Here is a 14,491-nt window from a genome sequence, read left to right as displayed (position 1 = left end):
ATGCTTGCATAAAAAAAATAACAGGAGAACCTGATGGCAAAAATCATTTGGTCAGTAATTGATGAAGCACCGGCATTAGCGACTTATTCGCTACTTCCTATCGTAAATGCATTCACACAAGCCGCAGGCGTTGAAGTTGTAACAAGTGATATTTCACTTGCAGGTCGCGTTATCGCTACATTTCCGGAGCGTATGAGCGACGCTCAACGTATCCCTGATAATCTTGCACAGTTGGGTGTTATTGCAACGCAGCCTGATGGTAACATCATTAAACTCCCAAATATTTCGGCTTCAATCCCACAGTTAAAAGCGTGTATTGAAGAGCTTCAATCTCAAGGGTATGACCTACCTGCGTACCCTGAAGAACCTAAAACGGAAGAAGAAAAAGAGATTCATGCACGTTACGCAACGTGTTTGGGTTCTGCGGTTAATCCGGTACTTCGCGAAGGGAACTCTGATCGCCGTGCTGCGGTTGCGGTTAAAAACTTTGCAAAGAAAAATCCTCATAAACTTCGTGCATGGGATGAGGGTTCAAAAACTCGCGTTGCTTACATGAACAGCGGCGATTTTTACGCTAATGAGCAATCAGTTACTAAAAAAGGTGACGGCAAAGTGGTTATCGCTTTGAACGGCAAAACTCTTAAAGAGATCAATGCGGTTGATAAAGAGGTACTTGACGGTACATTCTTGAGTGCAAAAGCATTGCGTTCATTTTATGCCGATGCGATTACAGAAGCAAAAGAGAAAAATATCCTTTGGTCGATCCACCTCAAAGCAACGATGATGAAAGTATCCGATCCGATCATGTTCGGTCATGCGGTATCGGTGTTTTTCAAAGATGTATTTGAAAAATACGCGGCAGAGTTCAAAGAGATCGGTGTAAACCCGAACCTCGGGCTTGGTGATTTGTACAAAAAATTGGCAAAATTGCCATCAGATAAAAAAGCGGAGATCGAAGCGGCTATTATGGCGGTTTATCCGACTCAACCGGCTATGGCGATGGTTGATTCTGACAAAGGAATCACCAATCTTCACGCGTCAAACGACGTGATCATCGATGCTTCATTGCCGGTTGTGGTACGTGACGGCGGTAAAATGTGGAATCCTGAGGGAAAAGTACAACAATGTATCGTTACGATTCCGGATCGCTGCTATGCCACAATGTACTCTGAAATCATCGAAGATTGTAAGAAAAACGGACAATTTGATGTAACCACAATGGGTTCTGTTTCTAACGTCGGTTTGATGGCTCAAAAAGCGGAAGAGTACGGCTCTCATCCGACAACGTTTGAATTAGCGGAAGACGGTGTCGTAACCGTTAGCGATGATAGCGGCGTATTGATGAACTTCAACGTCGAAAAAGGGGACATCTGGCGTATGTCGAGAGCAAAAGATGTACCGATCAAAGACTGGGTACGTCTTGCGGTTGAGCGTGCAGAGATCGAAAACGTTCCGGTTGTATTCTGGTTGGATGAAAACCGTGCGCACGATGCTGAGATTATCAAAAAAGTAAACGCATATCTCCCTGAGTTTAACAAAGGTGGAATTGAGTACCATATCATGGCACCGGAAAAAGCGATGGCGTTCTCATTGAAACGTGTGCGTGCGGGACAAAATACTATCTCTGCAACCGGTAACGTTCTTCGTGACTATTTGACGGACTTGTTCCCGATTTTGGAACTTGGAACATCGGCTAAAATGCTCTCGATCGTTCCGTTGCTTGCAGGCGGCGGATTGTTTGAAACAGGTGCCGGCGGATCAGCTCCGAAACACGTTGATCAATTCATCAATGAAGGGCACCTTCGCTGGGATTCATTGGGTGAGTTTTTGGCGCTTGCAGAGTCACTACGTCACATCAATAAAACAAAAAATGATCCTAAGTTGACTGCACTTACCGCGGCTCTTGATGAAGCGAATGCAGCGTATTTGGATAACTCAAAAGAACCGTCACGTAAAGCGGGTGAGCCGGATAACAAAGCGAGTCACTTTTTCTTGGCACAATATTGGGCAAAAGCGTTGGCTGAGCAAACACTTGACTCTGAACTTGCTTCAAAATTCGCCAAGGTAGCTGCGGCGTTGGTCGAAAATGAAGCTAAAATCATGGAAGAACTTCTATCCGTAGAAGGAAAAGCTCAAGACATCGGTGGTTACTACCATCCGAACACTGAAAAAGTAACGGCAGCAATGCGCCCGAGTGCGACATTGAACGCTATTATTTCTTCAATCTAAATGTTTCCGGCTTTTGCCGGAATCGTTTTTTATCTGTAGAGTTGCTCTATAGATAAAAGACGATTAAATCGTCTTTGATTTCTCTTGAGAGAAATATTGATATGTCACAAGGAGCAGATAAATGATAAACGGAAAACGTGTCGGAATCGTAGGGGCAGGGAATGTCGGATCAACGATTGCCTACTCGCTGGCAATGCTCGGCTCATGTCATGAGATCATTTTACGTGACAACAAAATCGAGATCGCAAAAGGTAAAGCCCTCGATATGTCTCAAGCTGCCGCAGCGGTACGTAGTCACTCTACTGTAAAAGTCGCTGAGACGATGGCCGATTTGACCGATTGTGATGTGGTCGTCATTACTGCCGGAAGCCCGCGTCTTCCAGGAATGAGCCGTGATGATTTACTCATGATTAACGCCAAAGTGACCCGTGAAGTAATCGAGGGGGTCGCTAAATACTCACCGAATGCCATCGTTATTATGGTCTCTAATCCACTTGATGCGATGACCTATGTTGCATTGCGCGAAAGCGGTTTCGACCGCAGTCGTGTTATCGGTATGGCGGGCGTTTTGGACAGTGCCCGTATGGCGGCATTTATCCAAGAAAAACTCGGATACGGCGGCGGACAAATCCGTGCATCGGTTATGGGCGGACACGGTGATGATATGGTTCCGTTGCCGCGCTATTCGACGGTAGCGGGGGTTCCGCTCTCCGATGTATTGACCCATGCAGAGATCGATGAGATCGTACAACGTACTCGAAAAGGGGGCGCGGAGATCGTTGCTCTTCTTCAAACGGGATCAGCCTATTATGCACCGGCAAAAGCGACGGCAATCATGGTCGAAGCGATTTTAAAAGATACCAAACAGATCCATGCGTGTGCCGTTTATCTCGAAGGCGAATACGGTTTTAGCGATGTTGTCAGCGGTGTTCCGGTTATGCTCGGTGCAAACGGTGCAGAGAAAATCATCGAAGTGACACTTGATGAGACAGAAAAAGCGATGTTTGCCGCATCGTGCAAATCGGTTCAAGGGCTAATCGATACGTTGAATGCCAATAAATTTTTTGAAGGAGCCAAATAATGAGTTTTCGCATCGAAAAAGATACGATGGGTGAAGTTCGTGTACCGAATGATACGTACTGGGGGGCACAAACACAGCGTTCACTAGAGAACTTCCAAATCGGTGAAGAGAAAATGCCGTACGAAATTACCCGTGCGTTTTCGTATTTGAAAAAAGCGGTTGCATTGGTTAACTGCGATCTAGGTATGCTCTCTAAAGAGAAAGCGGATGCGATTGCTCAAGCTGCGGATGAAATGCTCTCAGGCAAGCTCGATGCGCACTATCCGCTTGTCGTATGGCAAACGGGTTCTGGTACCCAGTCCAACATGAACAACAACGAAGTGTTGGCTAGTCGTGCAACCGAGATTCTCGGCGGTGATTTCAGAACTCAAAAATTGGTTCACCCGAATGATGACGTTAACAAATCGCAAAGCTCGAACGATACCTATCCGACGGCGTTGCATGTAGCCGCGGTTATCGCGGTTGAGACACGTCTTCTTCCTGCAATCGATCATTTGCGCAAAACATTGATTGCTAAAAGCGAAGCGTTCAGCGACATCGTCAAAATCGGCCGTACTCATCTCCAAGACGCTACCCCGTTGACACTCGGTCAAGAGATCAGCGGTTGGGTTGAGATGCTCAACAAATGTGAGAAAATGGCAAAAGATTCTCTCGAATCGGTTCGCGAACTAGCCCTCGGCGGTACAGCGGTCGGAACGGGATTAAATGCTCACCCTGAATTAGGATCACGCGTAGCGGCGAAATTGAGTGAACTTACGGGTCATCAATTTGTTACCGCTCCGAACAAATTTCACGCATTGACGTCTCATGACGCCCTTGTATTCGCTCACGGAGCGTTAAAAGCACTTGCGGCAGATATGATGAAAATCGCGAATGATGTTCGTTGGTTGGCATCAGGTCCTCGTTGCGGTATCGGTGAGATCACGATCCCTGAAAACGAGCCGGGTTCATCGATCATGCCGGGTAAAGTCAACCCGACTCAAAGCGAAGCGGTAACGATGGTTGCTTGTCAGGTTATGGGTAACGATACGTGTATCGGTTTTGCGGCAAGCCAAGGGAACTTCGAGCTTAACGTATTCAAACCGGTAATCGCCTATAACTTCTTGCAATCGGTTCGTTTACTCGCAGATTCTATCGTTTCGTTCAACGATAACTGTGCGGTAGGGATCGAGCCGGTACGCGATCAAATCGATGCGTATTTGAATAACTCGTTGATGTTGGTAACGGCTCTTAACCCGTACATCGGATATGAAAATGCGGCTAAAATCGCCAAAACAGCACACAAAGAGAACTCAACACTGAAAGAGACCGCTATTAAACTGGGTCTCTTAACGGCCGAAGAGTTCGATAAATACGTCATCCCTGAAGAGATGACAAGACCGATAGCGTAAACTTATAACAGGAGGAATGGATGAATATTCACGAATATCAAGCAAAAGAATTATTCAAAAAGTATAATGTACCGACACTTCGCGGACATATTGCATTTACACCCGATGAGGCGGTAAAAGCGGCTCAAGAGCTCGGCGGAAATATTTGGGTTGTTAAAGCTCAAATCCATGCGGGCGGACGCGGTTTAGGCGGTGGTGTTAAACTCGCTAAATCAACTTCTGAAGTACGTGAAATGGCGGCTCAAATCTTGGGTATGCAACTAGTAACACACCAAACTGGACCTGAGGGTAAACTTGTTCAAAAAGTGTATATCGAAGAGGGTGCCGACATCAAGAAAGAGTACTATCTCGGTCTCTTGCTTGACCGTGCATTAGAGATGCCGATCATGATGGCTTCTACTGAGGGCGGTATGGCGATTGAAGATGTTGCCCACAATACACCTGAAAAAATTATCAAAGTCTCTATCGATCCGTTGACCGGTTTCCAAAGTTTCCACGGTCGTAAATTGGCGTTCGGTTTGGGTCTTCCGGTGGAAGAGATCAATACGTTTATCAAATTTGCATCTGCCCTTTACAAAGTCTATATGGATCACGATGCAGAGATGATCGAGATCAATCCGTTGGTCAAAACGGGCGACGGTAAATTCTTGGCACTCGATGCAAAAATGGGCTTTGACAACAATGCGTTGTACCGCCAATCCCAAGTGAACGAAATGCGCGATTTGAGCGAAGAAGAACCGACTGAGATCGAAGCGGGCAAATTCGGACTCAGCTATATCAAACTTGACGGTGATGTCGGTTGTATGGTAAACGGTGCGGGGTTAGCGATGGGTACGATGGATACCATCAACTATGAGGGCGGTAAACCGGCTAACTTCCTTGACGTCGGCGGCTCAGCAAGTGCTGAAACCGTTGCAAAAGGGTTTGATATTATCCTCAAAGATCCAAATGTTAAAGCGATTTTTGTCAATATCTTCGGTGGAATCGTCCGTTGTGACCGTGTTGCAAACGGTATTATCGAAGCAACAAAAATCACCAACGTTAACGTTCCGGTTATCGTACGTCTTGATGGAACAAACGCTATTGAAGCGGCAGAAATTTTAAATAATGCCGGTATCGCGAATATCGTAGCGGCAACCGATCTTGCAGACGGTGCACGCAAAGCCGTTGCAGCAGCTAAGGGAGAGTAATTAATGTCTATTTTGGTTAATAAAGATACAAAAGTTATCGTTCAAGGTTTCACAGGTAAAGAGGGGACGTTCCATGCAGAGCAATGTATGGCGTACGGCACCAAAATCGTCGGCGGTGTAACACCGGGCAAAGGCGGACAAGAGCACCTCGGTCAGCCGGTATTCAATACCGTTGATGAGGCGGTACGTGCTACGGGCGCAACCGTTTCTATGATCTTCGTTCCGCCGGCTTTCGTTTCCGATGCGGTTATGGAAGCGGCAGATGCAGGTATCGATCTTGCGGTTATCATTACCGAAGGCGCACCCGTAAAAGATATGATGTACGCTAAAGCATACGCGGTTAAGAAAAATATGAAAACCATCGGGCCGAACTGTCCGGGGATCATTACCGCTGATGAGTGCAAAATCGGGATTATGCCGGGCTTCATTTTCAAAAAAGGACATGTCGGTTTGATCTCTAAATCGGGTACGTTGACGTATGAGTCTGCGAACCAAGTCGTTAAAGAGGGATATGGTATCACGACAGCGGTCGGTATCGGCGGTGACCCGATCATCGGGTTGAGCTACAAACAACTCCTTCCGATGTTCGAAGCGGATCCTGAGACACATGCGATCGTTATGATCGGTGAGATCGGCGGAGACTTGGAGATCCAAGCGGCAGCTTATATCAAAGAACACATCACCAAACCGGTCGTTGCGTTCATCGCAGGACAAACGGCTCCTGCGGGCAAACGTATGGGGCACGCCGGAGCTATCATCTCAGGCGGCGCAGGGACTGCGGCTGAAAAAATGGCAGCTCTCGAAGCAGCGGGCGTACGCGTTGTCGTCTCTCCGGCTGACATAGGTAAAGCACTTGCCGAAGTGATGAAAAAATAATGATTACCGTCTTTGAGGTAGCCAATATTCGATGCGGAGGATGCTCCAATACGATAACGAAGGCACTCAATGAGGCGGGATTTAAAGAGGTCAGTGTTGATCTCTCGTGCGAGCCTCGTAAAGTAACGGCAGATATTGCCGACGATGCGCAATTAGCACATTTTAAAGCGGTATTAAGAAATCTCGGTTATCCTCTGGTCGGTGACGAAGAGGGGACAATTGATAACGCCGCTCTCAAGCTCAAGAGTTTTGTCTCTTGTGCAATTGGTAAGTTTACACCCGTAAATGAATCCGAAAAACTTTAATTTTGTGAGGAGTACAGATGTTTAAAACGATTAATCCAGGTAACACCCCGGTATGGGTCAATACCGATAACTGTAAAGCATGTGATATATGTGTATCCGTATGCCCATCAGGTGTACTCGGTATGCGTTACGAGCGTACATCGACTTTGGGTGCAATGATCTCAGTCGATCACCCTGAAGCGTGCATCGGTTGTTGCGAATGTGAACTTTCATGCCCTGACTTCGCAATTTATGTTGCGGACAAAGCGGACTATAAATTTGCCAAATTGACCGATGAATCAAAAGCGCGTCAAGCGGCTGTCATCGCGAATAAATACATGTCTTTAGACCAAGCAGGAGTGAAATAATGGCAAGAGAAGTAATTTCTACAGGTAACGAATTAGCCGCACACGCGGCATTTGATGCCGGATGTATGTTTTTCGGCGGATACCCGATCACTCCGTCTTCCGAAGTAATGCACGAAATGTCCGATCTTCTACCGACTGTCGGTGGAAAATTTATCCAAATGGAAGATGAAATTGCCGGTATTTCGGTAGCTCTCGGTGCTTCTATGGCGGGTACAAAATCGATGACGGCAACCTCAGGTCCGGGGATCTCTCTTAAAGCAGAGCAAATCGGTTTGGCGTTTATCGCTGAAGTACCTCTCGTTATCGTAAACGTTATGCGCGGAGGTCCATCAACCGGTCTTCCGACTCGTGTTTCTCAAGCGGACATCGGTCAAGCGCAATATCCGACTCACGGTGACTACGCGTCTATCACGTTGTGTGCAGGATCTCTTGAAGAGTGCTACACCCAAACGGTACGTGCGTTTAACTTGGCGGAAAAATACATGACTCCGGTTTTCATGCTTTTGGATGAGACGGTCGGTCACATGCACGGTAAAGCGGTTCTTCCTGATTTGGAAGAGGTTAAAGCGTCTATCGTTAACCGTAAACGTTTTGACGGTAAACCGGAAGACTATCGCCCGTACGATGTTCCTATGAACACACCTGCGGTACTCAATCCGATGTTCGAAGGATACCGTTTCCACTTCACGGGTCTTCATCACGGTCCTACAGGGTTCCCGACGGAAGATGCGGCACAATGCCAATTCAACATCGAGCGTCTTGTCGGTAAAATCAACGATGTCGCGGCTCAAAACGACGGGTTGGATGACGAAGCCGATTACGAAGAGTTTATGATGGAAGATGCCGAAGTATGTATGATTGCCTACGGAAGTATCTCTCGCGGTGCTAAAGAAGCGGTTATGAAACTTCGCGCTGACGGTATCAAAGCGGGTCTTTTCCGTCCGATCATGATCTGGCCGAGCCCTGCGAAAAAACTCAAAGAGATCGGTCAAAAATTTGACAAAATCTTTGTAACGGAACTCAACATGGGTCAATACCTTAAAGAGATCGAACGTGTTACGGGACGCAGTGATTTCACTACGCTTCACAAAGCAAACGGCCGTCCAATCGCACCACTTGAAATGGTAGCAAAAGTTAAGGAGATGTTCTAATGGCTTTCAATTACGATCAATATTTACGTGTAGATAAAATGCCGACACTTTGGTGTTGGGGTTGTGGTGACGGTGTAATCCTTAAATCGGTTATCCGTGCTATCGACAAAATGGGATGGGACATGGACAAAGTGTGTGTCGTTTCCGGTATCGGTTGTTCAGGACGTTTCAGCTCATATATCAACTGTAACACGGTTCACACCACGCACGGTCGTACCATTGCGTATGCTACGGGGATCAAATTGACTCGACCGGATGCACACGTTATCGTAGTAGCAGGTGACGGTGACGGTCTAGCGATCGGTGGTAACCACACGATCCACGGTTGTCGTCGTAACATCGACTTGAACTTTATCCTTATCAATAACTTTATTTACGGTTTGACCAACTCTCAAATCTCTCCGACGACTCCGCAGGGTATGTGGTGTGTATCGGCGCAAAACGGTAACATTGACCCGACGTTCGATGCGTGTAAACTCGCTATCGGTGCAGGTGCGTCATTCGTAGCTCGTGAGACGATGCTTGATCCTAAAAAACTTGAAAAAGTATTGGTAAAAGGGTTCTCACACAAAGGGTTCTCGTTCTTTGACATCATGTCCAACTGTCACATTAACCTCGGACGTAAAAATCAAATGGCTAATGCGATGGAAAACCTTGCATGGATCGACAGTATCACCGTACCGTTGAAAAAATGGGAAGCGCTTCCGGCTGAAGAGCAAATGAACAAATTCCCTACGGGTGTATTGCGTGAAGTTGAACAGGCTGAATACTGTGATATGTATGATATGGTCATTGCAGCGGCACAAGGCAAACGCGGCAAGATCACGCAAAACGATTTTGCGAAAAAAATCTAAGGAGAAACCATGAGACATACGATACGATTTACAGGCGTCGGTGGACAAGGGGTTCTTCTCGCCGGTGAGATTATGGCTGCGGCTAAGATCAAATTGGGTGGTCACGGGCTTAAAACAGCTACGTACACCTCACAAGTTCGCGGCGGTGCAACGGTTGTTGACATCACCCTTGATGATAACGAAATTTTCTATCCGTATGCGAATGAGGGCGAGATCGATTTCATGCTCTCTGTAGCCAACGTGAGCTATCAACAATTCAAAAACGGTGTAAAACCGGGCGGTGTTATCGTGATCGAGCCGAACTTGGTTTATCCAAGTGACGAAGATCGTCAAAAATGGATCATCGTAGAGATTCCGATCATTACGATTGCCAAAGAGGAAGTCGGAAACGTTATTACTCAATCGGTTGTCGCATTGGGTATCACCAACGAATTTACCGGAGTCCTTGATCCTGAAACATTGCGCGAAGTTATGCTTTCTAAAGTTCCGAAAAAAGTTCATGAAGTGAATAACAAAGCTTGGGATTTGGGTATCAAATACGCAAAAGAAGCAAAAGCTAAAATCGGAATGTAATTCCACATTCTCCCTTTTTCGGGAGAATCTCCTCTACACTCGCATCAAGCCCTTTCTAATCCGTTTTCTTTTATAATTTCAGCAGGTACAACAGGTGATAGCTTGGAACTAGTAATTCCAAGAGGTAAAGTCCGGGCTGCTGTAGGACACGGTTCCATCTAACGGATGGCCACGGTAACGTGAGGGACAGTGCAACAGAGAGTAGACCGCCTCGTAAGAGGTGAGGGTGAAACGGCGGGGTAAGAGCCCACCAGTCTCTTAGGCAACTAGGAGAGCTATGTAAACCCAACCGCGCAGCAAGAAACAGATGGTTAGCGTCCTACATTGCTATTGTTTCGCTAAAGGCTCTGAGTGATCAGAGTATTAGATTAATTATCGCCACATCCAGAACCCGGCTTATCGTTGTACCTACCTCCTTTTTCTGCTACACTATCCTCACTATAATTTTTACGAAAGTACATACAATATGCAAGAACATAAACCTTTTAGTATGAGGATATTTGTCTATCCCGCTTTGTTTATACTAGCGGTAGCGGTCTACAAAAACCACACGGCAAACAGCAACACTCTCCCCGTTGAAACGAACGCATCTGAGGTGCGTACAATCATCGTCCCTCCGCCCAATGCGATCAAAGTAGGGGAGTTGTATGCCCCGTATTACATCGATGAAAACAGCAAGCTCAAGACAATTATAAAAAATCTCAAAGAGCGATGCAGCGGTAATGAAGTGTGTGAAGTCAATCAAGCCTTTAGTTATGTGTCGCATATCCCTTATGTCCATTCAGACAAACATAGAACCCCTGTCGATGTAATCGTTAAAAACGGTGGAGATTGTGATGAAAAAGCTCAACTTTTTGCCACGATACTTATCGAAACGAATCATAATTGCGTTTTGGTCTATACCCAAGATCACACGTTTATTGCGGTAGAGATCGATGATGGATCTAAAGTCAATCCTAATAACGCACGGTTAAACATTGAAGGCAAAGCGTATTATTATGCGGAAACGACCGATCCGAATGCGTATGTCGGTAAGTTTAACGGTGTAGCTTTTGAACAGATACAAGGGGTATATCATGTCAATGAAAAAAGAGATATTCAGAAAGAATCGATACAATTTATCAAAGTCTAAATCGACGTTGAAGGCATATCATAAGGGTTGAGATATAATACGACAAACTAAAATAGGATTTTCAGATGAATGAACAAATGGTATTGGAACTTCAACACTATATTTCGCAAGTAGTAGGGGATCACAGTGCAAAAATGGCGATGGCACTCAACAACTACGTCCTTGATACGGCGGCTTCTACGGCGATCTATGCGATCGAAAAATCGACAGGAAACAAACTCTCCAACGATGAAAAAGACAAAATATTGGCCTCTATCATGACTGCCATGGACGGAAAGCTAGAGAGCTATATCCAACAAGCATACAGCGCGGAGTAATCTCTCTATAACGGTTTACTATTCGGTTGCAATTTTTAGGAATGAGTTTTGCTTATAACTAATTATATTGTTCGATAAAGGAATCGTTATGAGTATCGCTGTAGGCAGTGTCTATTCGGCCATATATGAATACATCGAAATGTTTAGCGAAGTTTGGGCGGAAAAGATTTTTTAACCGCCGATACGACTTCTAAACACATCTATTTTCTTTTCCATAAGCTGTGGGGTCGATGCCAAAACGACTCATGCGGTTTCCCGACATGAATCTCCTCATAATACTCTTTCTCATGCGCATACATCGCTTCACGGATGGCATTTACCGTCCGTTTTTGCGCTTCGATCGGTTCGGAGAGGACACAATACTCTCCATCGGTTAGCTCGTTGTTAAAACGCTCCTCATCAAATGTTTTGCCCAAATACTGAACGATGTAGCGCAAATCACGTTCACCGTTCCCCAAACAGCTTGTTGCGCCGGGGGAGGGGGTCATGTTGAAGATGATCCCTTCTCCTGTGTTGATAGAGGCTTCTCCGAGTAGAAGCTTTTGCTGGTTTTTGACGATGACCTGAGGCCGAACCCCTCCGAAGCCGTGGGCGTATTCAAATTCGTGCAATTGGAGTGAGGGGACGATTTTGCGGGCATCGTGTAAAAAGAGACGCTTGTTAAGCCACGGAACTTCAAACAGAAAATTCCGGAAGATATAGTTGCGGATGTCAGACTCCCGCAACAGTTTCCATAAGGCTCTCACAACATTCGTATCCAGTCGCAATGTTTTCCAAAAATCGAGATAGGTTCCCCCGCTAAAGCGCTCTAATTTTGGGAGGACGAGTGCGGTGGGACCGAAACGGGTATTCCCCTCGGCGAGAATATCGGGATCCCCGTGGAGCGCGGCAAAAGGGAGCTTCGGATTTTGGATCATATAGACTTTTCCGTTGAGAAGCTTTTGGTTCGTGAGATAAAAACTCCCCGCAACCGGAAGACAGGCGTAGTCAAGCCCGTATCCCATAGAGTGTGCCAGATAGAGGCTGTGGGCTCCTGCATCGGCGACAATAAAATCGGCGCTATAGACCCCTTGTGCGGTTCGGACACTGTAGCCTCGTGAAGAGTTTTTTTCGATACCGATAACAGGGGAGTTTAACAACAGATCGACGGTGGTGTTGGGCTCGTTTTTCGCATTGGTGATAAACGATTCTGACATTTTGCCGTAATCGACGGTCGTCCACTGACCTCTGGCTCCGATACCGACAATCGGTTCAGGGCGCTCGTTTCCCTCTTCATCAAACACGACGCGCGGTTCGAGTGTTTTGAGCTTCTCTTTATCCCACACTTCGAGATAGGGGAAAAGTTCTGAGAACTCCTCATAGCGGCTTAGTAAAAATTCCACCTCTGCTTCACCGATACCGAGAGCCATTTTTTGATGCGAAAAGATGATCGTATTTTGATAGCCGTGCTGAAGAGCGTATTTCTCAACCATCTTGGCAGTTCGTTTGGTGATTGCGGCTTTGGAGAGGGTATAGTTGGTTTCGATGTCACCGACATGGATCGTTTGGGAGTTCGCCGTCCCTTTGGAATTGAGACTTGCGATCGAGCCGTATTTTTCGACAACGGCGATTTTGGCTATATCGGTATAGCGAGCTAGCTCATAGGCGAGGGCGCATCCCGATATGCCCGCACCTATAATAAGCACTTCATAATGGTGATCGTTCATACAAACCTTTCCCAGGTGTTTAAGGTAGCGGTCATTTTATACTATAAAGCTCAAAAAAATGCTATATTACCTCTTACTAAGCCAAAAGGAAATGGTATGAGCACTGTTACCCTAACCGATAACCGCACCGGCAAAAGCTATGAGTTTTCGATTCTGAATTCTACGGTGGGGCCTGATGTCATTGACGTCCGCACTCTCTACAAAGATACGGGGATGTTTACCTACGATCCGGGATTTACGTCGACGGCAAGCTGCAGTTCATCGATCACCTATATTGACGGTGAAAAAGGGGAGTTGCTCTATCGCGGGTATGACATCACCGATTTGGCAATCAAGAAGAGCTATTTGGATGTTGCCTATCTACTGTTGATGGGCAAATTGCCCAATGAAAAAGAGCGTGCCTCGTTCGATATGGAACTGCGTAAACGATCCTTTATCCACGAAGGGCTAAAACGGCTCTTTGACGCCTTTCCAGACAAAGCGCATCCGATGGCCATGATGTCCTCGGCGGTATCGGCTCTTTCGACGTTCTATTTTGAGCATCTAAACGTAAAAACGGAAGAGGAAGCGCAGATTATGGCACGGCGTATCATCGCCAAAATCCCCACTCTCGCGGCATTTACCCATCGGCGTATGTTCGGTATCCCCTATATCTATCCCGACATCGAGCGCCCGTTTACCGAGAATTTTCTCTATATGATGCGTGCCTATCCGGGTGAAAATCTCGAAATACGTGATGTCGAGATCAAAGCGCTCGATACCATTTTCACCCTCCATGCCGATCATGAACAAAATGCCTCTACCTCCACCGTTCGTGCCGTCGCTTCGACGGGAGCCCACCCCTACGCATCACTATCGGCTGGGATCAATGCCCTCTGGGGGAGAGCACACGGTGGCGCTAACGAGTCGGTCATTGCACAACTCGAATACATCGGCAGTGTCGATAAAGTGGATGATTTTATCGCGCGTGCGAAAGACCCGAACGATGAATTTAAACTCATGGGATTCGGACATCGCGTCTATAAAAACTTCGATCCGCGTGCTCGTATCCTCAAAAATCTTCTCGATCAGCTCAAAGACGAGCTTGGGGTCAACAACGAGCTGTTAAAAGTTGCAGAGCGGATAGAGTACATAGCGCTGAGCGATGAGTATTTCATCAAACGCAAACTCTATCCGAATATCGATTTTTATTCAGGGCTGATCCTCACGGCGCTCAAGATCCCAAAATCGATGTTTACGATCATTTTCGTCATCGGCCGTTCGGTGGGGTGGATCACCCAATGGATAGAACTCAAAAACGATCGGGAGATGAAAATAGCCCGTCCGAGACAGCGCTATA

Annotated in this window: 14 protein-coding genes and 1 other RNA gene; 14 read left to right on the top strand and 1 reads right to left on the bottom strand. The window is 46.4% G+C overall.

What is annotated here, in order from left to right; all coding sequences use genetic code 11:
- Nucleotides 1-33: 33 nt before the first annotated feature.
- From VFW36_RS11710 to VFW36_RS11650, 13 genes are all read left to right on the top strand, one after another.
- Entirely contained in the window at nt 34-2,229 is a 2,196-nt protein-coding gene (locus tag VFW36_RS11710) for an NADP-dependent isocitrate dehydrogenase (protein WP_329658997.1), read from the top strand.
- Between the two features lie 121 nt (nt 2,230-2,350).
- Nucleotides 2,351-3,310: a malate dehydrogenase gene (gene mdh, locus VFW36_RS11705; protein WP_329658996.1), complete on the top strand. Its 960-nt coding sequence runs from the start codon at nt 2,351-2,353 to the stop codon at nt 3,308-3,310.
- A complete protein-coding gene (gene fumC / locus VFW36_RS11700) occupies nt 3,310-4,701 on the top strand; it encodes a class II fumarate hydratase (RefSeq protein ID WP_329658995.1) in 1,392 nt (463 codons plus the stop codon). The genes mdh and fumC overlap by 1 nt, the downstream gene beginning before the upstream one ends.
- A gap of 20 nt (nt 4,702-4,721) precedes the next feature.
- Nucleotides 4,722-5,891, top strand: coding sequence for an ADP-forming succinate--CoA ligase subunit beta (gene sucC, locus VFW36_RS11695; RefSeq protein ID WP_329658994.1), 1,170 nt, complete (start codon nt 4,722-4,724; stop codon nt 5,889-5,891).
- A 3-nt stretch (nt 5,892-5,894) separates the two neighbouring features.
- The gene (gene sucD, locus VFW36_RS11690) at nt 5,895-6,767 is read left to right on the top strand and encodes a succinate--CoA ligase subunit alpha (RefSeq protein WP_329658993.1); all 873 of its coding nucleotides are present in this window, start codon (nt 5,895-5,897) and stop codon (nt 6,765-6,767) included.
- Complete coding sequence (locus tag VFW36_RS11685) at nt 6,767-7,072, top strand: heavy-metal-associated domain-containing protein (protein WP_329658992.1); 306 nt, start codon at nt 6,767-6,769, stop codon at nt 7,070-7,072. Before sucD ends, VFW36_RS11685 begins: the two co-directional genes overlap by 1 nt.
- A 17-nt stretch (nt 7,073-7,089) precedes the next feature.
- Nucleotides 7,090-7,419, top strand: coding sequence for a 4Fe-4S binding protein (locus VFW36_RS11680; RefSeq protein WP_329658991.1), 330 nt, complete (start codon nt 7,090-7,092; stop codon nt 7,417-7,419).
- Nucleotides 7,419-8,570 carry a 2-oxoglutarate synthase subunit alpha gene (locus tag VFW36_RS11675; RefSeq protein ID WP_329658990.1) on the top strand — a complete coding sequence of 384 codons (1,152 nt, stop codon included), beginning with the start codon at nt 7,419-7,421 and terminating at the stop codon, nt 8,568-8,570. The genes VFW36_RS11680 and VFW36_RS11675 overlap by 1 nt, the downstream gene beginning before the upstream one ends.
- A complete protein-coding gene (locus tag VFW36_RS11670; protein ID WP_329658989.1) occupies nt 8,570-9,424 on the top strand; it encodes a 2-oxoglutarate ferredoxin oxidoreductase subunit beta in 855 nt (284 codons plus the stop codon). The genes VFW36_RS11675 and VFW36_RS11670 overlap by 1 nt, the downstream gene beginning before the upstream one ends.
- A 9-nt stretch (nt 9,425-9,433) precedes the next feature.
- Nucleotides 9,434-9,997: a 2-oxoacid:acceptor oxidoreductase family protein gene (locus tag VFW36_RS11665; protein ID WP_329658988.1), complete on the top strand. Its 564-nt coding sequence runs from the start codon at nt 9,434-9,436 to the stop codon at nt 9,995-9,997.
- Between the two features lie 82 nt (nt 9,998-10,079).
- An RNA gene (rnpB, locus tag VFW36_RS11660) (RNase P RNA component class A) lies at nt 10,080-10,412 on the top strand.
- A 51-nt stretch (nt 10,413-10,463) separates the two neighbouring features.
- Nucleotides 10,464-11,129, top strand: coding sequence for a hypothetical protein (locus VFW36_RS11655; RefSeq protein ID WP_329658987.1), 666 nt, complete (start codon nt 10,464-10,466; stop codon nt 11,127-11,129).
- 65 nt (nt 11,130-11,194) lie between these two features.
- Entirely contained in the window at nt 11,195-11,446 is a 252-nt protein-coding gene (locus VFW36_RS11650) for a hypothetical protein (protein WP_329658986.1), read from the top strand.
- 200 nt (nt 11,447-11,646) lie between these two features.
- Here VFW36_RS11650 and VFW36_RS11645 read toward each other — a convergent pair whose 3' ends face one another.
- A complete protein-coding gene (locus tag VFW36_RS11645) occupies nt 11,647-13,152 on the bottom strand; it encodes an FAD-dependent oxidoreductase (protein WP_329658985.1) in 1,506 nt (501 codons plus the stop codon).
- A gap of 96 nt (nt 13,153-13,248) precedes the next feature.
- Here VFW36_RS11645 and VFW36_RS11640 point away from each other — a divergent pair.
- Nucleotides 13,249-14,491: citrate synthase (locus tag VFW36_RS11640; RefSeq protein ID WP_329658984.1), on the top strand; the 1,243-nt coding region annotated here is incomplete at its 3' end.

Origin of the sequence: Sulfuricurvum sp., assembly GCF_036279695.1 — a bacterium.
In the GTDB taxonomy this organism is placed as follows: domain Bacteria; phylum Campylobacterota; class Campylobacteria; order Campylobacterales; family Sulfurimonadaceae; genus Sulfuricurvum.
Note: the sequence above shows the minus strand (reverse complement) of the source record. Positions and strands in the feature narration are given on the sequence as shown.